The following is a 26,154-nucleotide window of genomic DNA, read 5'->3' as shown; positions in this document are numbered from 1 at the left end:
GCTCCACAGTCCTTTCTAGCAAGAAATAAAGCACCAAATCACCAGCACATGGCTTACGATTTGGCGCTTCCTCCGTCAAGTTATAGTGGACGACGGGCAATGATCGCTACCCAATCTTCCATTAATAATACTTCTTCAATCATAAAGCCTGAAGCCTCAAGAGCTACTTTAACATCATCGCGTTTGGCACCGATAATGCCTGAAGTGACATATAATCCACCTGGTTTCACAATGGTAAATGCATCGTCAGTGAAGGACATAATAATTTCTGCCAAAATATTTGCGACAACCACATCTGCTGGTTCTTTAACAGTGTCTAATAAATTTCCATGGAAAACAGCTACTTTGTCTTCTACTTTATTTAAGGCAACATTTTCTTGTGCTGAGCGAACTGCTACCTCATCTAAATCAAGGGCATGCACATTTTTAGCCCCAAGTAATGCCGCTCCAATAGACAATACGCCGGACCCTGTTCCAATATCAACAACTGTATCCCCTTCTTTAATGACCTTTTCAAGTCCTTGTAGACACATGACTGTAGTTGGGTGTGTTCCTGTACCAAATGCCATCCCTGGATCTAATTCTATAATTAATTCATCTGTAGAAACAGGCGTATATTGCTCCCATGTAGGGACAATGGTAAAGCGTTCAGAAATTTTAACTGGATGGTAGTATTGCTTCCATGCAGTTGCCCAATCCTCTTCGTTGACCTCAACAATTGATACTACATTTTCACCGATATCAATGTTAAAGTTCGTTAGATTCGTAATAGCTGCTTTAATCTCCTCGACCGTTTCATTTAAGAAACTAGACTCTGATAAATAAGCTTTAACAATGACGCCATCCTTCGGGAAATCCTCTTCATTTAGTGCATAAATTTCACCATATTGATCTTCACGGGGCTTCGCAAACTCTGCAGAATCTTCAATAACAACACCACTTGCTCCTGCTTCATGCAAAATATTCGAAATTGCTTCTACCGCTTCATTTTTTGTATGAATGGATAATTCTGACCACTTCACGTAGCTCTTCAGCTCCTCTAATTATTCACCTTGGAATTTTTTCTTAATTTTATCGAATAGTGAACTTCCTTGCTCTTCAGGGATATCGCCACTAATTTCTGCAAATTCTCGTAATAATTGCTTTTGTTTTTCCGTTAACTTCTCTGGTGTCATCACCTTCACGGTAACATACTGGTTGCCCATGCCATAGCCATGAACATTTTTTACACCTTTGTCTTTTAATCGGAATTGAGCTCCTGACTGTGTTCCGGCTGGAATGCGTAGTTTTACTTTACCGTGAACAGTTGGTACTTCAATTTCATCTCCAAGTGCAGCTTGCGGGAATGTCAATTTCAACTCGAAATAAATATCATCCCCATCACGTTCGAAATCATTATGACCTTGAACACGGAACATAATATATAAATCCCCTGCTGGTCCACCGTTTATACCTGGCTCACCTTGACCAGATACACGAATTTGTTGACCATCATCGACACCAGCTGGAATTGACACTTTAATTTTTTTGCGTTTTTGAACTTTTCCTTCTCCACGACAAGTTGAACATTTTTCTTTAATGATCTTCCCTGTACCATGACAAGTTGTACAAGAACGACGGTTCATCATACGACCAAATGGTGTATCCACTGCTTGGTTGATTTGGCCAGCGCCATTACATGTCGAACATGTTTCAGGTTGCGTACCAGGCTTTGCTCCTGAGCCATGACAAGTCTCGCAAGTTTCATCTTTAGGAATTTCAATTTCTGTTTCTTTCCCAAAAATAGCTTCTTCAAATTTAATATTCATGCGATATTGCAGGTCGTCACCTTTGCGTGGCGCATTTGGGTCCTGACGACGTCCACCTCCGCCAAAGAATGAACTGAAAATATCCTCGAAGCCGCCAAAGCCGCCGCCTCCAAAGCCACCACCAAAGCCAGCATTTGGGTCCTCATGACCAAATTGGTCGTAGCGTGCTTTTTTCTGATCATCACTTAATACTTCATATGCTTCAGCGATTTCTTTGAATTTTTCATCTGCACCCGGCTCTTTATTTAGGTCAGGGTGATATTGCTTTGATAATTTACGGTATGCTTTTTTGATTTCATCTTTTGTTGCCGATTTTGTTAGGCCAAGCACCTCGTAATAATCGCGTTTCTCCATGATTCACACTCCGCTCTGTTTGCATAAAATCTATTGTAACATGCAGTCGATAAAACTGCCTTATTTTTTCGAGTAATCGCTCTATAAATTTGAGGTTTTTACTACTTCCTAGCAGTGTTAACGTATGCAAGTATTCCTTAATTGGTACCTTTACTAGTTCCATAACCTTACTTCATGACAAAAGCCAAAGCCGCAAGCGGTCTTTGGCTTTTTCACTTTACTGTGCTTTTAATTCTTATTTATCGTCTTTTACTTCTTCGAAATCAGCGTCTACAACACCATCATCTTTTTTACCAGCACCAGCGTCTGCTTCTCCGCCTTGTGCTGCTTGAGCAGCTGCTGCTGCTTGTTCATAAACTTTCATAACTAATGGCTGTAAAACACCTTCTAATTTTTCTTTAGCTGCTTTAATGCCTTCTAATTCGCCAGCTTCAAGTGCCTTTTTCAATTCATCACGAGCATCTTCTACAGATTTTTTCTCGTCTTCTGTAATTTGTTCACCTAGGTCAGTAATTGTTTTATCCACTTGGAATACTAATTGGTCAGCTTCGTTGCGAAGATCTGCCTCTTCTTTACGTTTAGCATCTGCATCAGCATTAGCCTCTGCGTCTTTTACCATACGTTCAATTTCTGCCTCTGATAAACCTGAATCAGATTGAATTACAATTGTTTGCTCTTTGTTTGTACCTAGGTCTTTCGCTTTTACCGATACGATACCATTTTTATCAATATCGAAAGTTACTTCGATTTGAGGTACACCACGTGGTGCTGGTGGAATATCAGCTAATTGGAAGCGACCTAATGTTTTGTTGTCTGCCGCCATTGAGCGTTCACCTTGAAGTACGTGAATATCTACTGCTGGTTGGTTGTCAGCCGCTGTAGAGAATACTTGTGATTTAGAAGTTGGGATTGTCGTGTTACGGTCAATTAATTTTGTGAACACGCCACCCATTGTTTCAATACCAAGTGAAAGTGGTGTTACGTCAAGTAATACAACGTCTTTCACATCACCTGTTAATACGCCACCTTGTACTGCAGCACCCATTGCTACAACCTCGTCTGGGTTTACACCACGGTGAGGTTCTTTGTTAGTTTCTTTACGTACTGCTTCTTGTACTGCAGGAATACGAGTAGAACCACCAACTAAAATAACTTGATCAATTTCAGAAGTTGAAAGACCTGCATCAGATAATGCTTGTCGTACTGGACCAACTGTACGATTTACTAATGGTAATGTAATTTCATCAAATTTTGCACGAGTTAAAGAGATTTCTAAGTGTAAAGGACCTGCTTCACCAGCAGTAATGAACGGTAAAGAGATTTGAGTGGATGTTACACCAGATAAATCTTTTTTCGCTTTTTCAGCAGCATCTTTTAAACGTTGCATCGCCATTTTATCTTTTGATAAATCAATGCCATTTTCTTTTTTGAATTCTGCTACTAGATATTCGATAATCGCGTCATCGAAATCATCCCCACCTAGTTTGTTATCACCAGCTGTTGCTAATACTTCAAAGACACCATCACCTAACTCAAGGATCGATACGTCAAACGTACCACCACCAAGGTCAAATACTAACACTTTTTGATCTTGATCTTGTTTATCTAAGCCATAAGCTAGCGCTGCAGCCGTTGGTTCATTGATGATACGCTCTACTTCTAGACCAGCGATTTTACCAGCATCTTTTGTTGCTTGGCGCTGTGCATCGTTAAAGTAAGCAGGAACTGTAATTACTGCTTTCGTCACTTTTTCACCTAGGTAATCTTCTGCATAACCCTTTAAATATTGAAGAATCATAGCTGATACTTCTTGTGGAGTGTAATCTTTGTCTTCCACCGTCACTTTTTCAGCTGTACCCATTTTTGATTTAATAGAAATGATTGTGTTTGGGTTTGTTACTGATTGACGTTTTGCTACTTCACCAACTTGACGTTCGCCATTTTTAAATGCAACAACAGATGGTGTAGTACGATTACCTTCTGGATTTGGAATTACTTTTGGTTCGCCACCTTCAAGTACAGAAACGCAAGAGTTTGTTGTTCCTAAGTCAATACCAATAATTTTGCTCATTAAAATTTCCTCCTATTAATTCGACGCACGGGATGCGTTTTTTCACTAATTTTAATTGACTAAATAGTGCTAAGACTATTCGTTCACAGATACCATTGTTGGGCGTAACACACGATCTTTTAAGATATATCCTTTTTGTAGCTCGCGTAAGACTACACCCGTTTCTTTTTCACTATCCTGTTCCTGCATAACAGCTTGGTGGATATTTGGATCAAATTGCTCGCCTTCTGCTTTTATCACTTGCAGGCCTTCTTTTTCTGTAGCTTCTAGCAATGAGCGATACACCATTTCAATTCCTTTAATAATAGATGCAGTTTCTTCAGAAGTTGTCTCCACCTGTAATGCACGCTCAAAATTATCAAGGACTGGCAATAAATCAGATAATAAGCTTTGCGCTCGGTACTTTTCAGCAGCCTCACGATCTAGTTGTTGACGACGACGCATATTATCGAAATCTGCACGTAGGCGTAAATGTCGGTTTTCCTCGTCATCTAGCTTTGCTTGTAATTCAGCAAGCTTCGCCTCATATTGCTCTTCCACTGATAATTCAATTTCCTCTTGAACCTCTGAACGTTCTACTTCCTCTGTTGCCGTTTCTGCTTGTACATCCTCTTGTACTAAATCTTTGTTTTCAGTTGTTTCCGTCACTTGAATCCTCCTCATTATCATTCACTACGATTCTTCGTAAATGCTTGTGTTAAGTCCAAGCGTATTACGTCTAATAATGCCACCACACGCTTATAATCCATGCGTGTTGGACCAATAATAGCAATGGCCCCCTGTTGATCATCACCAATAGAATAAGTAGTGGTAATGACACTGCAATTTTCCATTTCTAGCTGTTTATTTTCTGAGCCTATTCGAATATGAATTCCTGATTCATTTGGATGGAATAGTGACTGCACTTGGCTGGTCGTTTCCATTAAGTCCAATATCATACGGACTTTATTTAAATCATGAAACTCAGGTTGGTTAAACATATTCGTTTTACCACCATAGAAAATTTTACTTTCTGAATTATGCATTGTCGCTGTTACGAGTGCGTGGATAAAATCATCCGCTGATTGTACATGTTGCTGTAATACTGCCAACACTTCAGCTTCAAGGCTTTTATGGAGCTCTTCTAATGACACACCTATTAAGCGATCATTCAAGATATTGACCATTTTTTCTAAATCCGAAGCGGTAAAATCAGGTGGTAAATTAAATAAGCGATTTTCAACATGTCCATTATTCGTCACGATAATCGCTACTGCTGTATCACTAGACAGTGGTACAATCGAAAATCTTTTGACACGATGTCTTTGAACATCAGGCCCTAATAGTATGGAAGTATAAGATGTCAGCTCTGATAGAATATTGGCTGACTTTCGGATAATATGCTCTACTTCTACAAGTCGATCATTGAAAATCGATTGGATCTGTTGAATGTCTCTCGAATTAATACCTTGAGGACTCAACAAATGATCTACATAAAATCTGTAACCCTTTTCCGAAGGCACTCGACCAGAGGAAGTGTGTGTTTTTTCTAAATAGCCTAATTCCTCTAAATCCGCCATTTCATTTCGAATTGTGGCTGGACTAAATGTAATCCCTTGTTTTTTGGAGATTTGGCGAGAACCTACCGGCTGTGCAGATAAAATAAAGTCATCTATAATTACTTGCAAAATCTGTAACTGCCGATTTGTTAGCATGATTATCACCTCTGTTAGCACTCAACCAAGAGGAGTGCTAATACTATTATTAAATTATCAAATCCCACAATTTATGTCAACGATATCGCTCATTCTTCTAGCAAAAATTGTTGAAATACTTCATTCCCCACAAAACGTCCTTTTCTTGTGAGTCGAACACCTATATCATCATGTTCTAAAAGTCCTTTTGATACTAGCTCTTTCAGAACAGAATCATAATGAGCTACGATTGGTGTTTTCAACTTTTCTTCATATATTCTGTGCTTAACTCCATCTGTTTTACGCAGTCCTAAAAACATTTGTTCTTCTCTTTTTTCAGCCTGCGATACCTCATGCTCATGGACAATTGGAAGCTCCCCCGCCAAAACAGTTTCCATATATTTTTTTAATGGTCCATGATTGGAGTAGCGTACACCTGCTAGATATCCATGAGCACCAGCACCAAAGCCAGCATATTCGTCATTATCCCAGTAAATCTTGTTATGTTCTGAATGATAACCAGGCTTCGCAAAATTACTAATTTCGTATTGTTGGAGACCATGCAATTCCATTTGCTGCATTAAAACATCGTACATATCTGCTTCTAAATCCTCTGTTGGTAAAAGGAGCTTTCCTTTTGCGTACTGATTATAAAAAATCGTTTTTGGCTCCACAATAAGGGAATACGCAGAAAAATGAGGCAAATCAAGGGCCAATGCTTTTTCTAATGAGTCCTTCCATTGGGCCATCGTTTGTCCTGGCAATCCATACATTAAATCAATACTAATATTTTGGAAGCCGATTTTTTTAGCTAAAGCTGTTGTTTTATACACATGCTCATTACTATGTGTGCGTCCGATTTTTTGTAACAGTTCTTGATTGAAGGATTGCACGCCCATGCTTAGTCGGTTGACACCGCCATCAAACAAAACTTGCAATTTCTCCGCAGACAATTCATCTGGATTAGCCTCTGATGTAAATTCTGTCACACTATTCATTGGAATATACGTATGAATTAATGTTAGAAGTTTGTCCAATTGCTGTGGTGATAATGCTGTGGGTGTTCCCCCACCTAAGAAAATTGTTTCGATATGACGAAAGCCTTCGGGATTTTTTTGCGTTGCAAGCGCCATTTCCTTTCCAAGAGCTTCTATATATTCATCCACTGGTTGATTTTTAAAGTAAAATTTATTGAAATCACAATAATTACAGATTTGATGACAGAAAGGAATATGAATGTAAACACCTCGTGCCATAGCTATCCCTTCTTTCTCGTTAAGTCTTTTCCATTTCTACATTATAACGAATCAATAGAAGGAACGCTATGAAACCATCTAGTGGGTTTACACAAATATTCTCCCCCATTATTTTTTTACAAACTAAAAACTAGTAGCCAAAGATATTCCTCTAGCCTACTAGTGAACAAATGATTCTATGATGTTATAAAAATACCTACAGTAACAAGTCCTGCTTTAATGGAGAAATGCGAAAAAGAAGCAAAAAAATTAGCTAATTTCCTAAGTAAAGCATGAATCGAGCACTAGAAAAAATGTAATTCATGAATAACAAACGATTCCGACTACTATACCTAAAAGCACCAATAAATAAGGCTGCATTTTCCATCGAATTAAACCCCATAAAAAGACCGCGACAAAGATAATATCTAAACCGTTTTGAATAGTCTGTGTCACAATCGGATGGATAAAGGCGGCGGTCAAAATACCAACAACTGCCGCATTGGCTCCTGCCATTGCCCCCTTCAGTCGGGTATGACGACTTAAGCTGAACCAAAAAGGAAGGGCGCCTATTACTAACAAAAATGCCGGCAGAAAAATTGCCAAAGTGGCTATCATTGCTCCTGGTACACCTGCAATAGCCATGCCGATATAAGCTGCAAATGTAAATAAAGGCCCTGGAACTGCCTGTGTCATACCGTAGCCTGCTAAAAAGTCTGCTGTACTCATTTGTCCACTTTGAACAAACTGTGTCTCTAATAAAGGTAAGACCACATGGCCCCCACCAAATACCAATGCACCTGCTAGATAAAACTTCTCAAACATTGTTATCCATTCATCATTCCATAAAGCACTTATCATCGGTAAGCCAAAGAGCAGTATTAAAAAAAAGCTTAATAAAACAATACCCGTGGATTTAGAAATAGGTACTTGAATCACTAAAGGGGCATCTTCATTACTTTTTTTTATTTGTTGAAAACCGATACAAGCAGCTAGTACTATCGCTGCTATTTGTGCCAACGGATGGATCCATACTAGCACGATGATGAGCGCCATTATAGCCATTAACCAATGTAATTTTGTTGACAGTAATTTTTTGCTCATATCAAATATTGCATTTGCCACAATCGCAACAGCCACTAACTTCAAGCCATGAATCCAATCCATTTTTATTTCTGTATACATGGAAAAATAGGCAAATACCATCAATAACAACACAGAAGGTAGCGTAAAGCCCAAAAAGGAGAGTACACTTCCTAATAAACCACCCCTTAATAAGCCAATTCCCATACCTACCTGACTAGATGCAGGTCCTGGTAAAAATTGACTCAATATGACAAGCTGGCTATAATCCTGGGCTGATAGCCATTTACGCTTTTGCACATATTCTTGTTGAAAATAACCTAAATGAGCTGTTGGTCCCCCAAACGAGGTACAGCCTAATTTTAATGAAACATAAAAAATCTCCCATAGCGTTCGCAAACTCTCCACTACTTTCCATAGCTTTTTATCCATCATACATGGAAAATAGATTTTTTCAGATTAAGAGTTTGTAAATTTTCATTCATTGCTAATCTTTTTTTATTTTAATGGTGGTATCAAGTTTACGGCCATCCTTATCGACAGGGGTTAACGTATAATTTTTCTCAGATAAGTATAGTCCATCCACACGGCTTCCCCATTTTGTTCCTTCTTTATTTAAAGGATAGGGTGTTTCAAAAGTCCATGATTGCCCTCCTTTAGATTGAATTTTAAAGTGTAAAGCATCGTTGACAATACTCTTCTCCGTAGAAAAATAAATTGTAGTTGAGATAGGTGTGGAAACAACACGATCAATCATTAATTCCTGCTGATCAATATGTTTTACTTTTTTTTCGATTGAAAAAATGTGTCGATCTTCTTGTAATTGCTCTTGTGATGCCTCTACTTGAAATTCCCACGGCTTTTCAATGCGTGTTTCTACATTCCAATCTTTATAACGAATGTCCAATTCCACATGTTCATCTGTCGGGAAATCATCCATTTTGATGCTATTGTAGATGGTATAAACATTTGCAGATTTGGCAATAGACTGCCCTCCATTACGAACCATATAATCCTTACCATTCACAAGTATTTGAGGAAAGAAAAACACCTGATGATCTGGCTTAAACTCTTTGGTTGGTTTGAAGGTTGCATTCAGTAAAATTTGATTGTCATCCATGATTACTTCATTTAATGTTAAACGCCCTAAACTATTGTTAGCTGTTTCCCCTACCTCTGTTTTATAAGCTTCAAAATCCACCCCCCTATCCCGCAGCCAATACAGCAAAGAGGAACTACTAACTACTAAGACTAATAAGAATACAACAACAATTCTCCACTTTTTGCGTCCTCGATTTTCCTTATTTAAATCTACAACTCGAAAGATATCATCGGACAACAAGTACACCTCTTTTTTTTAAATAGTTATGTTTTATTGTAGTTAGTAAAGAGTCATTATATAACCTGAATAGAAAGCATAGTTGGACAAATTCAATATGAATAAAAGGAATCATTCAATCCCTTTTTTTAGTTGACGCACCTTATTTACTTCTTCCATTAAATAGTCCACGAATAGATCATCTCTTACTAGCCAAGCCTGGTAAAATCGCTTTACATACCATTCGGCATCCTCAAAGCTCCTATAGGTTTGCTCAAGTCGATTTTTATTTATTTCAATGATCCAATTCATTTCATTATTTAAATAAAGAAGAAAAAATTCATCATGGCGATTTTTATAGAGGGTTCCAAAGGTGGCGCCCTTAAGGTTATAGCGATTTCTTTTTGCGTCCTCAGGAATTGGCTCTAGGTGGAATGTTTCTAACACAAATTGCTTATATGCCTCCACTGTTAATGAGCACCCTGCTGCTTTTTGATGCCCTCCTCCACCAAATATGGCTGCGATGGAAGCCACATTAATATGATCATGTATCGTACGGAAGGAAACTCTTTTACTCCCCATGTTAATCATTGCAATATAATCAAGATGTACATTTTCTTTTCCTAATTCATTGCCAAGCTCAGAATGATAGGATTCTGCATAAACCACTCCACCATAGAAGTCACCTAAATTAGTTTGTATAAGCTCACGTTTTTTTCGGCGAATATAACGTTCTATTTTCTCCTCTTCCATGCTTAAAATTTTCTTTTCGAATTCATCAAAGTCGAAATGAGACTGACTTTTTAAACGATCCAGCATTTTCTCTTCGAATTCCTCTATAGACACTAAAAAAAAGAGTGCATTCAATCGTTGAGCCTGATAATTTCCATTCTTTTCCCATTCCCATGTATCATATTGTCTCACTAACTCAACAAACTCTGTAAGAACATCTGTTTTTTCTAACAGTCCATGCATGACAAGATATTGATAAAATAATGATGTGGCAGACGTTAAAAGGCCATGCTCATCTTCCATTACAACCTTACCCCACTCGTACTGATTGAGGTGGAGGGCTGTTTGATGATGGTCTAAAAGCTGCACGTTCCCAGTAGCCTGAAAGTAATCATCAATTCTTTTTTCGTTCCCCTCATTCGGAGAAAGATCTGTAATAAATAAAAAAGTTTTTGACTGTTCATGGTCCAAAAAGAACTCAATCTCGCGGTCAAGTGCCGTAACAGAGTTATACCGTATTTTCACCTGATCGCTAAACGCTAGCTTAGCTAGAATCCCACAACCTACACCATCTAAATCGTTATGTGATAGTAATTTATACATATCTTCACCTCCGATATAGTATGGTTACTTTTTTGTTATTCAAACAATAAATGTCATTGAAAAAGAATACGTGATGACATACATTTACTTCAGATACACAAATTCATATTAGAAGGAGATATTTTTCATGAAACGTAGGCTCGTCTATTGTGGAATTGTCACTTTAATAATACTCACTTTAGCATTTTCCTCCTATAAACTAATGAACGCCCGCAATTATCAATTATTTGGAAACCTAACCTCTCATGTTGAAACAAACAACAAAGTTGTTGCGTTGACTTTTGATGATGGACCCACAAAAAATTCGGATGCTATTTTATCGTTACTAGACGAGTATCAAGTGAAAGCAACTTTTTTTCTAATCGGAAAGGATATCGAGGATCAGCCTGAAGAGGCAAGAAAAATTGCTGAGGCAGGTCATCAAATTGGTAATCATACGTATTCACACAAACGTATGGTATTGAAAAGTCCTTCCTTTATCAAACATGAAATCGAAAAAACCGATGATTTAATTGCTGATATTGGCTATACGAAATCAATCGTAGTAAGACCTCCATACGGCAAAAAACTAATTGGACTTCCCTATTACTTAAATAAACACCAGCGAGAGACGATTACATGGAACTTAGAACCTGATACGTTTTTCACTCAGGCTGATGAAAAAGTGAGGTATGTAAAGGAAAACATCCAACCGGGTTCCATTATTTTAATGCATCCTATGTATGATGCTACAGATAATGAATTACAGGCCATAAAGGAGATTTTACAGACATTGAAGGATGAGGGTTATACATTTGTAACAATTGATGAACTTTTAACCATCAAAAACGATTAATAAAAAAACACTAAGGAATCTGTGCCTACTATAGGACAGATTCCTTAGTCAATAATAGCCATGAAGCAGCAATATTTAGGACATCTACTATAATATTAACATTATAGCATTTTATATTATTTACTCTCCTACTATTCCACCTTCACAAATTTTACACAGCCTATATTCCCTTATTACAAAGTTAAACAACAAAATTCCTCAATGTTGGATTTTTCAGAAATGTTAATATATATTTTTTCAGTAAAATATAATCACCACCTCTGCTAAAATATGCTATTATACTTTTAGTATAAGGACCTATTTTCATTTAATTGAAAATAGAGGAAATATGAACTACGAAGGATGATGATGATGCAAAATATCCAACAATTATTCCAGAGCGAAGATGGAAATGTTCAACAAAGAGAGAATTTTTTATCCTTATTAGAGAAAATTGTTTCTTCATTAGATAAGTTAAAGGATCCAAATAAAACTACACTAGGTCCAATGAAAGACCGCTCTGCTAATTTTTATCAAGAGCTGATGCAGGATCATCAAGTGCCAACTACTGGTGTTGGGCTCGATCAAGTGGTAGAAGAATTAACACAATTAATGCAAGGGCATCCTTATCATACGCGTAACTTTGTCACTAATGTTTTACCTATGGCCAGCATTCCTGGCGTATTAGGCCAGTTTACAAATGCCCTTCTGAATGGCAATAACTTATGGGACGTTTATGGACCGGCTGCCGCTGAATGCGAAGTAAAAGTAGTGGCCATGATGTCTAAATTAGTAGGCTATGATTACACGAAAAGCTTTGGCTATACTACATGGGGCGGTCAAGGGGCTGTTTTCAGCGGATTACGTCTAGCTATTGCAAAGCAATTCCCACACGCTAAAGAAGATGGTATTCCTAATAATTTATATTGCTTTGCTTCAGAAAACGCACATTATAGTCTTTTGAAATCTATTGAAGCAGTAGGTATTGGTAGTAAACATTTAGTACGCGTAAAAGCAGGCAAAGATCACGCAATGGATGTGGAAGACTTACGCGCACGTATGACTGAGGTCATTGAAAAAGGCGGTATTCCTGTCTATGTCGTAGCAACAACAGGTGCAACAGATCAATTTGGCATTGATGATGTAAAGGCGGTAAAAGAAGTCACAACTAGCCTTGAGCAAAAGTACAATCTACAACCAGTACATATTCACGCGGACTCAGCTTTAGGTGGTTTTTATGCATTCTTCAATGATTATGATTTCAAGAAAAACCCACTACAATTTGAAGAGGATGTTTTACAAGGTCTGTCACAGATCCATGAACGTATGCAGCATCTAGCAATTGCCGATAGCCTATGCTTTGATTTCCAAAAGCTTGGACAAACACCTTATTTAACAAGCTTATTCTTAATTAAAGACGGTAAAAGCTTACAGCTATTAGATATAGAGGACTTTGATACACCATATGTTGGTAATCGTGGCTACGGCTCCTATCATACAGGTTACACGTTAGAATGTTCTCGCATGGGTAGCTCTATTGCCATTTTGGCTGCTTTGCAGGCATTTGGGAAGGAAGGCTATCAACAAATACTAGCCAATTATGTACGCGTGAATTTAGCATTCCGTTCACAGTTAGCTGCAAAAATACCAAGCCTACAGGTTGTCAATGAAATGAATATTGGGCCAGTCACTGCCTTCCGTTTATACCCAGATGGTTTGAGCTGGCAAGCAGAACAAGCTGGTCACTATTCACAAGATCAAATTGAACGTATTAATGCTATCAATGCTTCTTTATTTGAGATTATCGGAGAAGGTCGAGACGAAGTATTTTTTGGTGATACAACTCGAGTTTGCACAGTACGTACAAATGATACAACACAACATGTCCCAGTGGCTGCGGCAAAGTTCTTCTCCATTTCACCCTATACAGAAATTGAGCATATCCCTAATATGATTCAGTTCTTACAGAAAAAGCTTCAAGTATTGGAGGCGTCTCAAATTGCGTATCGTCAATAAATTTAAGAGTTCTTTACTCTATAAATATATTGCTAGCTTTACTATTCCGATAGCAATTATTTCATTAATATTTAGTATTGTATTGTTTGCTGTTTCGTATCGTATTATCGACAATTTTGTTATTAAACAATTTGAATCGACATTAGAAATAACATCGAGCACTATATTTGAAGATATCGAGAAAAATGATGTAAAGGCTGCGGATAATGGTAGTCCTGATAAATATAAAAAATTATTAGATCAATTGAACGCAACAGTTAAAAAATACGATATTGAAAATGCCTATGTGCTTTCTAATGCAAATGGTAAAGAGCATATCGTCGCTTTAAGTGATACTGACAATCATCAACAAGATTATGAATTTAGTGAAGAAATGCGTGAAGCTATAAACACAGGAACGATCCAAACTAGTGATATTTATAAAGATGAGTATGGTATCCATAAATCCATATTTATTCCATTTAAAGATACAGATATTATTTTTGGTTTAGATATGGACGCATCCTTCATTTCTAAACTTCAAGCAGAAACACTTTGGATTTGTATTATTATGACGGTTATTTTTGTGATTTTAGGTATCATTGTTGCTTACTTTATTAGCGTAGGCATTACGAAGCCAATCAAAAAAATGACGCAATATGTAGGACAAGTTGCACAGGGAGAATTAGCGGTTGAACCTCTTAAAATAAAGGGTTCCAATGAAATTGCTCAACTTTCATCAGGCATTGAAAATATGACAGAGGATTTACGCATTTTGATTCAGCAAATTGCTCAAAATGCTGAGCAAGTGGCAGCCATGTCTGAGGAATTAACGGCAAGCTCTGAACAAACAAGTGCATCCATACAGCAAATTACTTCTTCTATGCAAGAAGTTGCAGCCGGTTCAGAAAAACAAACCCATTCAATTGAGGAAGTCGAGAGTCATATTACATCTATCTCGGGCAAAATGTCTGAAGTTGTGACAAGCGTTACGGATGTGACGGAAAAGGCCTTTGATGCGTCAGCGATTTCAGAAAAAGGCAATACGACCATTAAAGATGCCACTGAAAAAATGGCCGTTACCTCTCAAGCTATTCAAGAATCCGCAACAGTTGTGGAGCGCTTAAGCACATACACAAATGAGATTGGAGATATTGTAACATTAATTACACAGATTACGGATCAAACCAATTTACTTGCTTTAAATGCTTCGATTGAGGCAGCTCGTGCAGGCGAACATGGGAAGGGCTTTGCAGTTGTTGCAGAGGAAGTACGTAAACTAGCAGATCAATCATTAGATGCAACAAATAGTATTCGTACACGCATTGAAACGATTAAAGAGGAATCTGCGCAAGCCGTGAAATCAATGGCGATTAGCAGTAGCAATCTCGCGGAAAGCTCCACAACCTTCAATGCCTCAGGCGAAGCATTTGCTGATATTTACGCCCACATCACAGACCTGACGAAAGAAATGGATCATGTGAATAATATTATGTCCAATATCAACGAAGGAGTTAGCAGTATTGCTGTTTCTGTTGAACAAGTGGGAGTCGTAGCTGTCCAATCATCAGGCAATATTCAAAACGTGGCAGCTGCTTCCGAGGAGCAATCTGCAAGTATTGAAGAAATTACTGCATCCTCAAATAACCTAGCTGAAATGGCACAAGAACTTCGTCATATCATCCAGAAATTTAAATTATAAATAAACAAAACCGCTGTGCTCAAAAAGGCATAGCGGTTTTGTTAGAGGACAAAAAAATCTCCTACCAAGATGGTAGAAGATTAAGCAATAATACTTTTTACAACTTTTGAAATCACTGCACCCTCAGCTTGACCAGAAAGTAATGGTTTAGCAATTTTCATAGCTTCTCCCATATTCATTCCTTTTTCAACACCAGCGGCTACTAATTTTTCAGCAATCTCTTCTTCCGATAGTTGCTTTGGTAAGAAAGATTTCAAAAGTACTAATTTAGCTTCCTCTTTCTCGATTAAATCTGCTCGCTCAGCTTTTTGAGCACCCTCTAAAGCCTGATTTGTTTGTTTGACCTCTCGATTTACAATGGCCATTTCTTCATCTGCAGTTAAAGGCTCTCCTTTTTCTTTTTCAGCCAAATCTAAAGCTGATTTTAATAGAGATAATACACCCTTTGCTAAAATATCTTTTTCTTTCATTGCCGTTTTTAATTGTTCAAATACCTCAGTTTTTAACAATGTTCTCACTCCTTTAAGCCTTTATAGTCCACAAAATTATACCATAAAACCAGCCTGAACACTTTAATCAAATAACTTTACTTACTAATGGAGCATTCCTTTTAATTTCCCTAATAAGATTTGCAGATTCGTACAATAAAGACAAAAAGAGCATGGACTTTGCATCTGCTTCACTCAACCGATTTATAACCTCTTTCAGTTTGTTCCCCTTTTCTAAATACAGCACTTCTGGTTATTAACTTTATATGACGGAACAAAAAGTGTTTCTTCAAAAAACAATTCTTGATTCATTCATTTTTAAATAGGATATTTTTGTATCGAGCCATTTCCTTGCATAATAAATCCTCACCAATAAAAAACACACTAACAAAATTAGCTTAACATGCTGCTGTTTGTTAATGTGTTCTTCTTTTATTAAGTTGTTAAAAAAACCTTTCCTTTATTAATATGGGCAGATTCAACAGCATCTATGGCCTTGTGAATGTCCAATAATGGAAAGCAGGTATTTACGCTCATCATTGCTAATACCCCATTATGTACGAGGTTTATCAGCCGTTGCATGAATTGTTGCCATTTCTCTGGGGTCGACTGATGTTGCCAGTGGCGTAAATGAAACATCCTAGCCTGAACCTTTGCTTCATTCACAATGGTTGCCCAATTTACCTGTACTCCTGATAAAAGACCAATGGCTAAAAAATTCCCACCAGGTTTCACACAAAATGCAAGTTGATTGCCAGCGTCTCCTCCTATGGAATCGATGGCAGCATCCGCACCTTTTCCATTCGTTAATGCCATCACGGTCTCATAAAGTGGCATATGAGACGTATCAATGACATAGTTGGCGCCAAGTTGCTGTAAGGCATTTGTATGCAGACCATTTCTTGTAACCGCAATTAATTGGAAACCTAATACTTTCGCGAATTGCGCATAAAGATGTCCAATAGCAGAGCCACAAGCGTTCACTAATAAAACATCACTTGATCGTAATTTTAAAACCTCTGTACAAGTTACAAGTGCTGTAAGGGGATTAATATACATTTGTGCCGCAGTAAAATTATCCATCTCAGTAGGAATAGCTACAGCAAACGCAGCTTGTGTTTTCACCATTTCTTGCCAAGTTCCCTCTCCACGTAAAGGCAGCACTCGCTGACCAAGAAGCTTGGGTGTAACAAGCGGTCCGACAGCCTCTACAATTCCAACGCCCTCATAGCCAGGAACAGTTGGTAAAGTGATTCGATGAGCATATTTTCCCCATATTGGTATTAGATCAGAAGGATTGATCGGCCTTGCTAGCATACGCACAAGAATTTCCTGTTGAGTAGGAAGTGTAATGGTTTTATTTTCAACTCGTATTACCTCTTTAGGATTTCCATATTCATATATTTTAAGAGATTTTACTTTCACTATTACTAGCTCCTTTATGGATTATCTATTAAACAGCGTCATTCCAGTGGCTCGTTCGTCACATTCTTTTCCTGCTGACAATGATTTAACTGAAAATCCGAGTGCACCATCACATCACTGATCACATACAAATAATAACCCGCCCTAGCTATCAGAATGAACATACAATTTATACATATTTAATCAAAATTCAAGGTACTATAATTTGACGACAGTTAGATGACCTATTTCATCCATTATTAATTGGAGAGTGTCATTTATTTCTATACATATGGGGCTGACCTGCGCAATCTTATCTGAAAAATACCACAGACGAGCACTAGGTCCTACTAAAATATTGGCTCCATCTTCATAGTTGCCTAGAAAATTCAGGGAATCTTGTTGAATATTTTTGTTATTAATAGACTTTATACCATATTCATTTAACTCTCCTGCTACTGCTAAAATATCATCTGTTGTTAAATTAATTTCACCAATATGTAACACTTGATCGATTGAAAAAGTCGTTGTATTGAGCTTTGGATTCACTTCCTGTCTAGAAATAAACTCCACTATATTGCCCTCAGGATCATAAAAATAACATGAATAGGCTTTTAAAAATTGAAAATAAACTTCATCCTGACCTTCCGAAAAAAGTAGGCCGACTCGTTCATTCGCCCAATCCTTTGCTTGTTGAAATAAATTACTTGGAATGTTTAAAGCAAAATGATATTGTTTTTGTATTTGAGAAGAGACCTTCTCGAAAGTCATCTCACTCTCCCCAACAGCTATTGTAAAATAATCCTCTGTACCTTTGACCAATGCAAATCCCATTTGCTCACAATAAAATTGCTGCATTTTTTGTACATCATGAACAACTAGTTTAACCCTCGAAATTTTCATAAAATCCACCCCTTGCGTTTTAGTTAACCCTACTATACTAGTCAGACAAGGCGTTTACTTCGTACAAAAGAATGAAGTTTTATCTAGATAACTTACAAACCACTTCTGCCAGTAGGCTGAGAAAAAAACAAAAACTCTACATTCTCCTGCGAATCATTTCGTATCTGGTGTGGCTGATTCGCTGGAATTTCAATCCCTTCCTGTTTCGATTAATTCAGCTATTGCTTTATTTACTTTCATCGTTACTCATCCTTTCAGGTATATCATAAGAAATTTAATGAATTTGCTGAATTTCTCATGTTAAAAATTCTGCTAAGCTTATTTTCTTTTTTTGATAATCTGCGCTAATCGCTTGTAGTTCTTTTTCTAATTGAAGCACCCCCGCTTCCACACCCCTATAAATTAATATCGGCGTCTGTTCTAAAGACTTTCTGGCTATTGAATAATCACAGGACATTATTTTTTTAAGTAGTAATAAAGTTTTAAGCTTATCCTTCCCATTGCCGGTAATATACACTTCATAGTAATTGTAAGAATGCTCCTCCAGCTGCTCCTCCTCTAAATGCGATGGTACTAGAACACTCTGAAGAAACGCTACGAGATGATCATAGGCCATTTCAAAATCCCACCTTCCTGCACCATGATAGGCGGTAAAAATAGCCGTATCTCCTCTCGATAAATCTATACAATATGGATCTCCCTCATCCGTAGCAATGACTAAATAATGTTGGGGCCAATCTGAAATGACTTCTTCTGTGACAGGATTATAATTGTACCCATCCTGTCCTCGCACTAAATCCGTAGCCCCAAAAATTTGTAGGTTTAAATAGTCACCTGTATTCCACGTAATTCCTTCCACCACATAATGTTTCAAAAAGTAAATATATTCTTCAGGTAATTGCCAATGGCTCTCCAACAATCGACTACTCTCATCTTCTATTGGATCGTGAAAAACCATTGGGTATACAGCGTAAAATGAAGGATCTTGTTTTTGAATCTCTGCAATAAAACTACGCATGTTCTCTATTACTTCATCTATGTCCCTAAGTACTTCTTTCATTTGTAGTTCCCTCCTTACTGCTTTGCATTTTATCATACCCTATCATTACCCAATGCAGGAGAACATGTTATAATTTTAAAGTGCACAGCCATAATTATTTCATAAATTCGTCTGTAATCTTAAAACTTTTATCCAAGCCGTAACTACATTTAGTGGCTATAACTTGCCACTGATTGATAAGACTAGATTTTGATTAAAACATAAAAAGGGGAATTCTTTTTTGAGAAAAATATTCATCAGACGCCCTGAGCAAACAGATACTCCTGCGTTACACCAATTCTTTTTATATGTTATTCAGGATACTTTTGCTAAAGAAGGACTTGCAGAGCTGGTGGACGATCAACAACATGAATGGGCGACGAAAAAACAATACTTAGCTGCTGACTTTGGCAGTCAGGGTCAAAAAAGGTTTTTCTGGCTGGCTGAGGATGCAGATACAAAAGAAATTGTGGGCACCATCGAGTATGGGGAGTCCAATGAATTCATTCAAAAAATGATAAAGGAAGACCTGTCGAATTGTCCCGAAATTGGGACTGTTTATGTTCATCCAAGCTACCAAGGTCGTGGGATTGGAACGATGCTAGTAAACAAAATGCTAACAACGTTAGAAATGAAAAACGTCCCTAGCTTTTGTTTAGACAGTGGCTATAAACAAGCACAACTGGTTTGGCAGAAAAAATTTGGACAGCCAAACTATGTTCTTGAACATTTTTGGGGAACAAATAATCACCATATGATTTGGAAACGCAATTTACCATTTCAACTAAAGGAGTAAAAGATGTCCTTACAAATTACACAACAATTAGATGCAAAAAATAAATCTTATGTTAATCACATGCTTTATGAATATAATGTAGAACACTTTCCAAAAGACCTACAAGGGCGCTATAAGGAAATTAATTTATTCCTAACAGACCAAGACAATCAAATTTTTGGTGGTATATTAGGGGAAGTTTGCTGGAACTGGTTAGAAATACACACGTTAATGGTCGATGAAAAATTTCGTGGTCAAGGATATGGTTCTAAACTGTTAGCAGCCATTGAGCAAATTGCATTAGAGAATAAATGCGATTTCATTAAGGTTGACACCTTAAGCTTTCAAGCATTAACATTTTATGAAAATCATGATTATGAAATTTTTGGGACCCTCGATCAAGTAGGAAGAGACTTTAAGCATTATTATTTAAAAAAGACTTTACAATATGATATGGATGATGCAAGCCGTGATTAAATCTTTGATGATGGGTAGCTCTAAATCATTGCCTTCCATCTATGTGAGCAGTCCTAAATATTTGTTATACATCTAGATGAATGTTAGTATTGTTTATACAGATTTAGTTTTAAATAGTGAGATAGTTAAAAATATGTAAGATTTTAATAGCTTCAACAGTAACGTTGAGGCTTTTCTCTTTCGCAATTTGTAAGTGCCTATACTTATTATGTTTGGAGGGAAATGAAATGTTAAAATTCATTGATGATTTAGCCGGTGCGATTTTCGATGTATTTATGCTATTTTGTTATTTCTTGGCAGGCGTAATAATTGTAGGGGTCCCTATCTTTTTATTGGCTAAATTTTTCCTATTGTTTCAATAAATATTTCACGCGAAAAAAATGCTAAAAGGAATCACCCATTGTATGGTGATTCCTTTTTTGTTTTGTTATAGAGCAAGCCATCCACCAGATCTATATGAAGTTCATATTACTAGAATTATTAAACTTCTACACATACACAAAAACAATAAAATAAACTAAAACTACAGGAATTGCGTAAGAGGAAATACCTATTAAACTCCATTTCCCTTCATCAAGAGACCAAAGAAAAATAAATAAAGTAATCATAGTAATCCCAAAAGCGCTCATGATAATATTTAATAATCCAATATTCCCCATCCCCTTTGTTCTACTTTTCATTAAAGCTAGTATATTCCTCATACAGTTAGGCCATGCTAACTGCCTCCATCATATTTTATTTACAAATAATTTCTATTTTTATAACAAAAAGTATTTATCCTTCACGACAAAATGCCTATCAAGATACAGCCTTTAATGAAACTCACTATGTCGAAGTAAGTTTTTAAGTGTGTAACAAATAATTGCTAAATATGTTTTAAAAAGCTTGTTGAAAAAATTTGAAATAAACGAGGGATATTTAATTGGAATACGTTAAATAATATTTGGAGGAGGTGACAAAATGAAAAGAGATAAAAAAGATACAGAATTCGCAACAGATGAGCCAACAAAACAAACATTTTCTACTGGTGCAGAACCAGGCAACATGAAAGAATCTACTAGGGGTAAAGGATATACTGAGCCCCCTCACCCGGATAAAGAAGACCTTATTATTAATGAGAAAAAAGGAAAGTCCACTTCATTATAATCTAAGACTATTTAACGTTTTACCTATTTAGACCGCTCATTCAAAGTGGTCTTTTTTCACATTCGTATAGAGCTTTACTAATCAGATAAAGGAACCTATTCATTAATGCTAAAGATTAATGAAGCCAACAACTGATACACTTTTGAAAACAAAGAATAAGGCATAGCAAGCTGCCGCAACAGAATCGCTATGCCCATTTTACTGATAAAATGCTTAAAAATGTTACAAATACCTTTGACATATTCCCATATGATATAAAAGAATGGCTAAAATTTTTTAGTGATATACGTTCCTAACAGATATAAAAGCACTTAATTAATATGAGTGCTTTTAATTTATTCATGGATATTTTTATTGATATTTTTATTTATTAAATGGTGGGAATATATAAACAGAAAGACCCCCCATATCGGAGCGGCCTTTCTTATGTATCCTCTAAAATAATAGAGATATCGATAAAAGAACTGAAAATGTAAAGCCGATACTCCATAACGAACCTAGTATTTTTTGATTTTTAATATCTCTATCTTTTTTTAGTTTTTCCATTAACTGAACTAAATTGATAAACCATAGTAAAGAAAATAACAACGGTAAAAAATAATAATAGAAAAATAAATCAGCCATTTCAAATCTCCCCTTACAAATCCTGCTCTGTTAGTTTAATAACCTGATAACACTCTACCTTGGTTACCCTGAAAGTAAAAACCACATAGCTCATAAAATCAACCAAATTACTGCTATACCTATTAATAAACGTTTCCTACTCCCCCTATCAAGTCATTCTTCTTCTAATCTGTTTTGTTTAGTTTTATTATACCTCTTTTTACATTCATATGGATATTATTGACTATTTAGCATTCCCATCAATATTCTAAATTTCTTGGTGAACTACTCATAGATTGTATCCTCCATGTCAAAAAAGATGTGAAAGCAAGGAATGAGGCAGCATAAGAAATTAATGCAAAATACAGATCGTAGGATGAATATTCAACAGAAAGCTTTATTACTAGACTATATGCACCTTCAAATTCACCTCTTAATTTTAAATGCAAATCTATTAATCCCATTATTGATTTCATCTAAAATCGCGTGTTCACACACATGCAAAGGGGCTATTTTTAATACAAATGAATGGCGATATGAAAGAGCCGAATTTGGGAAGTTTAAAATTCAAAAATTAGTCACTCAAACAAATGGCTTTTTTATTATCAAAAATAAACGATTTTTATTATGGTAAATAAGTCTTTTATTGTTTAAAGTTGTTTTCGTAGGTTTTTTTTAGAAAATCCTATATATAATTATAAAGGAGGATACATAAGTGAGTAAGTTATTGAAAAAAGGTTTTATTTATCTAGCATTTATGTTAGTAGCACTGGTTAGTATAAGTATTGAGAATGCATATGCAGCAGAAGTTGTAGATTATGAAGAAGGGGTAACTAATTTAAATAATACACCTGAAAATAGTGCGGTAATCGGAGATCAGTTACTTAAACCTGAAAAAGGATGGAAGCGATATGATGATTCAAACCCATTAATAAATTATACAAACATGTATCGATTTGCGCACGATGATTTGTACAAAAAAAGTCGAGTACAAGGTTATGATAAAGATATGAGTTTAACCTTCTATTTTGTGGGAACTAAATTTATGTTATTAGATTACATTGCTTATAATAGGGCGGATTTCACAGTGACTATTGACGGTGTTTCTGAAGCAGCTTCGGCAAAAGGTTATGGTATAAAAAGTCAGTCTATATACTATAAAAAAGTAGATTTACCTTATGGTAAACACAAAGTAGAGATAAACATAACAAATAATGTAAACAACGATACTTTTGCTCTAGATGCTATTGATGTGGATGGATTTTTAATATCAGAAAATGATGTTCCGAATATTGATTCCATAGCTTTAGACAAAAATAATCTAGAATTACTTGAAGGTAGCCAAGATAAGCTAATAGCAACAACTACATCTGATACTGCAAAAGTAATCTGGTCATCAAGTGATGAATCAATTGCTACAGTAGATCAGGATGGTAATGTCACAGCACTTCACGAAGGTCAAGCAATAATTACTGCCAAAATTGAAGGTACTGATATTGCAGCCACAAGTACAGTGATTGTTAAAAAACCAAACAATGAATTTTCAAATGCTATTTTAAGCATTACATTAGTAAACGGTATAACAAAAGAATATGATGTTACAAATACCGTTTTAAACAACTACTTAAATTGGTTTGATAGTGCAAAAGGAACTTCAACATTTAAATTTTCTAAAACAATATCTCCTTATAAAAAAGTAACAGAATATATTGTACATGATAAAATTGCTTCATTTGAAATAAGAGAATATTAAACAAAAAATGACCAGGTACTCACTATCAATTGAGCGCCTGGTGTTTATTTTGGTAACTGATTAATAATTTTTCTACCTAGCTATATGATCTTTTGCCAAAAGCATTTTTGAATTGTAATAATCTTGCCTGATGGCATTTAATAACTTATCAAGGATTGGTAAATAAACTTTACTTATTTTCAAATTTTCAATTACTGAGAAATTACGTCGCAATGATTGAACTGCCATTTCTAGAATTCATTGTAAGCGTGACTTAGAATCATTTGAGGTTTCTTCACAAACTTGTCTTTTTAAAACCTAATTAATTATTACTACTTATATGCTTATTTATTTTTTCTTCTATCAATGATAATCCATTTTAAGATTACAATTATTAGTATTAAAAGTGGCATTCCCTGGACGATAAGAAATCCTGTCCAAAAATCATTCATAGTACTGGTCGGTGAAGCTGTTGCCATTCCACCTATAAAGAAAGCCAATGGGGTTGCGATTACATTCAATCCCAAATCATAACAAATGTTAATTTTTTACTTTTAATATTAGGTAATCCAGCCGACCAAAATAAAAATATTGCAACTACCAAAATCAAAACACCATAAACAGCCAAAACCTCTACCTCCTAACTAAACCCATTCTACTTTCCCGGAAAGATGAAGATATACTTATCTTCTATTATTTAAAAAACCCATATCGTTGTTCAACTAAACTACCCCATTAGTTGCATAGCAACCATCTTTTCGAAAACAGCCAATATTAAAAAGCCACACCATGTTAGATGTGACATATAGTTTTATTTAACTGTAATTCCAGCTTCAGATAGGTAACTATCAAAATTAAAGCCTATTTCATTTAAAAGTATATTCACGATTTTCCCAATGGAATACTGTTCACTAGTAATCGTCATATCTTTTCTATCCGGAAACGGAATGTAGCTTCTCCCTCCATCTACAGAAGCTGTGAAGAATGGTTCAATCATGTCTCCATTGTAGTTTAAGAAGAAAATTTGTTTTGTTGCTTTTTTATCAGAGTAATTAGTCACCCACGATTCGTAAAACTCTTCGTTAAAGCTTTCCTCACGTCTATCTGCTGTAATGGAAATACTGAGGTCATTTAAGTAAATATATTTACCGAACTCATCATCATAGAGCCAATTCTGCGGTCTAGAGTTTACTATTGTTGATTTGAATTCTTCAAAGCTCATAATCCAATACCTCATTTCCGAATATTATATCCTGTATTATAGTTTAAAAGGGATAGATTGTCATAAAAAAAGACTATCAATTTAGTAGTCTCAATTGCTTGTTTCCGACATACACGTACTAGCAAACGTGTATTAATTAGATTTTAAGTCATTTATTTTATGTGCTCACTCACGTTCAGCAGCCTCAATAATTTCTTCTAATTGAGCTCCATGGCTTTCTGAAGTTAATTTTACTTTTGTTAAATCGCCCTCCACCAAACGTTTCAATTTTTTTACAACGTTCTAAATTAAATTCGATGTCTGCAATTTCATCCTCTAATTTTTGATAGTTTACTAACCACTCGTAATGCATAGTCAGCACCTACCTTTTTTACTGAAATTTTATTTATTTCTCTTATTTACATGGCAGATATGAATTTACCACCATTAACAACCCAATAATTTACATAGAAATATTTTCTATTTATTGAAATTAAATGACAATTATGTTAAAACTAAAACTACTAGGGGATATTACTAGAATGGAGGAAAAAATAATGTTAAAAAAGATTAAAAGTAATATTGGTATTAGTTTACTAACAGCTTTACTTCTTGCTTTATTCATCTATCCATCAGGTAACGCTTCGGCTGCAGAACTTACAATTCACAACCCTATTCCAACTATAGATCAATTTGCTTCTAACCCAAGTTCTTATTATGTCACAGTTAATAAAACGTTTAGTTCATTTCCGCCAGGAACTATTTATCATAGTGAGATGAGAGGTAGTTTCCTATATGGAGGAGACTTAAGTTTATTTAATTATGCTAAAGAGGGCGAATTTAATGTCTATTATGCTGTATACAAAGGTTATATTTACGCTAAATAATTTAGCTTAATAAAATCCTAATCCCCTAGTGTTTTTAACTGAGAAACTTTTCGCATTATCATCTTAAATTAAATTTCCAATCCACTAATGCCACTATTGCACTTACCACAA

The 26,154-nt window shown here is 35.9% G+C and carries 24 protein-coding genes; 9 read left to right on the top strand and 15 right to left on the bottom strand.

The window, feature by feature from the left end:
• Positions 1–80: 80 nt before the first annotated feature.
• The 9 genes from prmA to ACP3VS_RS21655 all read right to left on the bottom strand — a co-directional run bounded on the left by prmA (position 81) and on the right by ACP3VS_RS21655 (position 10,877).
• Positions 81–1,022 carry a 50S ribosomal protein L11 methyltransferase gene (gene prmA / locus ACP3VS_RS21695; protein WP_031417048.1) on the bottom strand — a complete coding sequence of 314 codons (942 nt, stop codon included), beginning with the start codon at positions 1,020–1,022 and terminating at the stop codon, positions 81–83.
• A 21-nt stretch (positions 1,023–1,043) separates the two neighbouring features.
• Entirely contained in the window at positions 1,044–2,162 is a 1,119-nt protein-coding gene (gene dnaJ, locus ACP3VS_RS21690; RefSeq protein ID WP_012295326.1) for a molecular chaperone DnaJ, read from the bottom strand.
• Between the two features lie 235 nt (positions 2,163–2,397).
• Positions 2,398–4,233 (bottom strand): molecular chaperone DnaK, encoded by a 1,836-nt coding sequence (gene dnaK, locus ACP3VS_RS21685; protein ID WP_012295327.1) that lies wholly within the window; start codon positions 4,231–4,233, stop codon positions 2,398–2,400.
• Positions 4,234–4,308: 75 nt separating this feature from the next.
• Positions 4,309–4,881 (bottom strand): nucleotide exchange factor GrpE, encoded by a 573-nt coding sequence (gene grpE, locus ACP3VS_RS21680; RefSeq protein ID WP_031417049.1) that lies wholly within the window; start codon positions 4,879–4,881, stop codon positions 4,309–4,311.
• A 17-nt stretch (positions 4,882–4,898) separates the two neighbouring features.
• Entirely contained in the window at positions 4,899–5,927 is a 1,029-nt protein-coding gene (gene hrcA, locus ACP3VS_RS21675; protein ID WP_031417050.1) for a heat-inducible transcriptional repressor HrcA, read from the bottom strand.
• Between the two features lie 89 nt (positions 5,928–6,016).
• Positions 6,017–7,162, bottom strand: a complete 1,146-nt coding sequence (gene hemW, locus ACP3VS_RS21670) for a radical SAM family heme chaperone HemW (RefSeq protein ID WP_099806032.1) — start codon at positions 7,160–7,162, stop codon at positions 6,017–6,019.
• 300 nt (positions 7,163–7,462) lie between these two features.
• Positions 7,463–8,659: a chromate efflux transporter gene (chrA, locus tag ACP3VS_RS21665; RefSeq protein ID WP_422761886.1), complete on the bottom strand. Its 1,197-nt coding sequence runs from the start codon at positions 8,657–8,659 to the stop codon at positions 7,463–7,465.
• A 52-nt stretch (positions 8,660–8,711) separates the two neighbouring features.
• A complete protein-coding gene (locus tag ACP3VS_RS21660; protein ID WP_243432729.1) occupies positions 8,712–9,572 on the bottom strand; it encodes a DUF4179 domain-containing protein in 861 nt (286 codons plus the stop codon).
• Between the two features lie 102 nt (positions 9,573–9,674).
• The gene (locus ACP3VS_RS21655) at positions 9,675–10,877 is read right to left on the bottom strand and encodes a DHH family phosphoesterase (protein ID WP_426389923.1); all 1,203 of its coding nucleotides are present in this window, start codon (positions 10,875–10,877) and stop codon (positions 9,675–9,677) included.
• Between the two features lie 127 nt (positions 10,878–11,004).
• Here ACP3VS_RS21655 and ACP3VS_RS21650 point away from each other — a divergent pair, with 127 nt between their 5' ends.
• The 3 genes from ACP3VS_RS21650 to ACP3VS_RS21640 all read left to right on the top strand — a co-directional run bounded on the left by ACP3VS_RS21650 (position 11,005) and on the right by ACP3VS_RS21640 (position 15,388).
• Positions 11,005–11,712, top strand: a complete 708-nt coding sequence (locus ACP3VS_RS21650; RefSeq protein WP_036164248.1) for a polysaccharide deacetylase family protein — start codon at positions 11,005–11,007, stop codon at positions 11,710–11,712.
• A 351-nt stretch (positions 11,713–12,063) separates the two neighbouring features.
• Positions 12,064–13,707, top strand: coding sequence for a pyridoxal phosphate-dependent decarboxylase family protein (locus tag ACP3VS_RS21645; RefSeq protein ID WP_031417059.1), 1,644 nt, complete (start codon positions 12,064–12,066; stop codon positions 13,705–13,707).
• A complete protein-coding gene (locus tag ACP3VS_RS21640; protein WP_012295336.1) occupies positions 13,691–15,388 on the top strand; it encodes a methyl-accepting chemotaxis protein in 1,698 nt (565 codons plus the stop codon). The genes ACP3VS_RS21645 and ACP3VS_RS21640 overlap by 17 nt, the downstream gene beginning before the upstream one ends.
• Before the next feature lie 80 nt (positions 15,389–15,468).
• On the opposite strand, the gene ACP3VS_RS21635 is transcribed toward ACP3VS_RS21640, so the two are convergent.
• The 4 genes from ACP3VS_RS21635 to ACP3VS_RS21620 form a co-directional block, all read right to left on the bottom strand.
• Complete coding sequence (locus ACP3VS_RS21635; protein WP_031417061.1) at positions 15,469–15,897, bottom strand: GatB/YqeY domain-containing protein; 429 nt, start codon at positions 15,895–15,897, stop codon at positions 15,469–15,471.
• Positions 15,898–16,311: 414 nt separating this feature from the next.
• Positions 16,312–17,301, bottom strand: coding sequence for a zinc-dependent alcohol dehydrogenase family protein (locus ACP3VS_RS21630; RefSeq protein ID WP_197149925.1), 990 nt, complete (start codon positions 17,299–17,301; stop codon positions 16,312–16,314).
• Between the two features lie 198 nt (positions 17,302–17,499).
• Entirely contained in the window at positions 17,500–18,183 is a 684-nt protein-coding gene (locus ACP3VS_RS21625) for a VOC family protein (protein ID WP_289449602.1), read from the bottom strand.
• 295 nt (positions 18,184–18,478) lie between these two features.
• The gene (locus ACP3VS_RS21620) at positions 18,479–19,243 is read right to left on the bottom strand and encodes an SMI1/KNR4 family protein (RefSeq protein ID WP_012295340.1); all 765 of its coding nucleotides are present in this window, start codon (positions 19,241–19,243) and stop codon (positions 18,479–18,481) included.
• Positions 19,244–19,463: 220 nt separating this feature from the next.
• On the opposite strand from ACP3VS_RS21620, the gene ACP3VS_RS21615 reads away from it, so the two are divergent.
• From ACP3VS_RS21615 to ACP3VS_RS21600, 4 genes are all read left to right on the top strand, one after another.
• Positions 19,464–20,018, top strand: coding sequence for a GNAT family N-acetyltransferase (locus ACP3VS_RS21615; protein ID WP_426389919.1), 555 nt, complete (start codon positions 19,464–19,466; stop codon positions 20,016–20,018).
• 3 nt (positions 20,019–20,021) lie between these two features.
• A complete protein-coding gene (locus tag ACP3VS_RS21610) occupies positions 20,022–20,474 on the top strand; it encodes a GNAT family N-acetyltransferase (protein WP_012295342.1) in 453 nt (150 codons plus the stop codon).
• 227 nt (positions 20,475–20,701) lie between these two features.
• Complete coding sequence (locus ACP3VS_RS21605) at positions 20,702–20,836, top strand: hypothetical protein (protein ID WP_255250367.1); 135 nt, start codon at positions 20,702–20,704, stop codon at positions 20,834–20,836.
• A gap of 598 nt (positions 20,837–21,434) precedes the next feature.
• Positions 21,435–21,620: a hypothetical protein gene (locus ACP3VS_RS21600; protein ID WP_012295344.1), complete on the top strand. Its 186-nt coding sequence runs from the start codon at positions 21,435–21,437 to the stop codon at positions 21,618–21,620.
• 435 nt (positions 21,621–22,055) lie between these two features.
• On the opposite strand, the gene ACP3VS_RS21595 is transcribed toward ACP3VS_RS21600, so the two are convergent.
• The gene (locus ACP3VS_RS21595; protein WP_012295345.1) at positions 22,056–22,244 is read right to left on the bottom strand and encodes a hypothetical protein; all 189 of its coding nucleotides are present in this window, start codon (positions 22,242–22,244) and stop codon (positions 22,056–22,058) included.
• Positions 22,245–22,938: 694 nt separating this feature from the next.
• Between ACP3VS_RS21595 and ACP3VS_RS21590 the strand changes: the two genes are divergently transcribed.
• Complete coding sequence (locus tag ACP3VS_RS21590; RefSeq protein ID WP_197225076.1) at positions 22,939–23,976, top strand: Ig-like domain-containing protein; 1,038 nt, start codon at positions 22,939–22,941, stop codon at positions 23,974–23,976.
• A gap of 790 nt (positions 23,977–24,766) precedes the next feature.
• Here the strand turns inward: ACP3VS_RS21590 and ACP3VS_RS21585 are convergent.
• The gene (locus tag ACP3VS_RS21585) at positions 24,767–25,177 is read right to left on the bottom strand and encodes a hypothetical protein (RefSeq protein WP_426389915.1); all 411 of its coding nucleotides are present in this window, start codon (positions 25,175–25,177) and stop codon (positions 24,767–24,769) included.
• 536 nt (positions 25,178–25,713) lie between these two features.
• Between ACP3VS_RS21585 and ACP3VS_RS21580 the strand changes: the two genes are divergently transcribed.
• On the top strand, positions 25,714–26,043 hold the full coding sequence (locus tag ACP3VS_RS21580) for a hypothetical protein (protein ID WP_031417072.1): 330 nt from the start codon (positions 25,714–25,716) through the stop codon (positions 26,041–26,043).
• The last annotated feature ends 111 nt before the right edge of the window (positions 26,044–26,154 follow it).

The organism is Lysinibacillus sp. VIII_CA (assembly GCF_049943995.1).
Classification (GTDB): Bacteria; Bacillota; Bacilli; order Bacillales_A; family Planococcaceae; genus Lysinibacillus; species Lysinibacillus pinottii.
This window is presented reverse-complemented; position numbering and strand designations above follow the sequence as displayed.

Coding starts and splice junctions, on each gene's coding strand:
- dnaJ (WP_012295326.1), bottom strand. CDS start 2,162: ATGGAGAAACGCGATTATTACGAGGTGCTTGGCCTAACAAAATCGGCA.
- dnaK (WP_012295327.1), bottom strand. CDS start 4,233: ATGAGCAAAATTATTGGTATTGACTTAGGAACAACAAACTCTTGCGTT.
- hrcA (WP_031417050.1), bottom strand. CDS start 5,927: ATGCTAACAAATCGGCAGTTACAGATTTTGCAAGTAATTATAGATGAC.
- hemW (WP_099806032.1), bottom strand. CDS start 7,162: ATGGCACGAGGTGTTTACATTCATATTCCTTTCTGTCATCAAATCTGT.
- chrA (WP_422761886.1), bottom strand. CDS start 8,659: ATGATGGATAAAAAGCTATGGAAAGTAGTGGAGAGTTTGCGAACGCTA.
- ACP3VS_RS21655 (WP_426389923.1), bottom strand. CDS start 10,877: ATGTATAAATTACTATCACATAACGATTTAGATGGTGTAGGTTGTGGG.
- ACP3VS_RS21650 (WP_036164248.1), top strand. CDS start 11,005: ATGAAACGTAGGCTCGTCTATTGTGGAATTGTCACTTTAATAATACTC.
- ACP3VS_RS21645 (WP_031417059.1), top strand. CDS start 12,064: ATGCAAAATATCCAACAATTATTCCAGAGCGAAGATGGAAATGTTCAA.
- ACP3VS_RS21625 (WP_289449602.1), bottom strand. CDS start 18,183: ATGAAAATTTCGAGGGTTAAACTAGTTGTTCATGATGTACAAAAAATG.
- ACP3VS_RS21620 (WP_012295340.1), bottom strand. CDS start 19,243: ATGAAAGAAGTACTTAGGGACATAGATGAAGTAATAGAGAACATGCGT.
- ACP3VS_RS21610 (WP_012295342.1), top strand. CDS start 20,022: ATGTCCTTACAAATTACACAACAATTAGATGCAAAAAATAAATCTTAT.
- ACP3VS_RS21605 (WP_255250367.1), top strand. CDS start 20,702: ATGTTAAAATTCATTGATGATTTAGCCGGTGCGATTTTCGATGTATTT.
- ACP3VS_RS21600 (WP_012295344.1), top strand. CDS start 21,435: ATGAAAAGAGATAAAAAAGATACAGAATTCGCAACAGATGAGCCAACA.
- ACP3VS_RS21595 (WP_012295345.1), bottom strand. CDS start 22,244: ATGGCTGATTTATTTTTCTATTATTATTTTTTACCGTTGTTATTTTCT.
- ACP3VS_RS21585 (WP_426389915.1), bottom strand. CDS start 25,177: ATGAGCTTTGAAGAATTCAAATCAACAATAGTAAACTCTAGACCGCAG.
- ACP3VS_RS21580 (WP_031417072.1), top strand. CDS start 25,714: ATGTTAAAAAAGATTAAAAGTAATATTGGTATTAGTTTACTAACAGCT.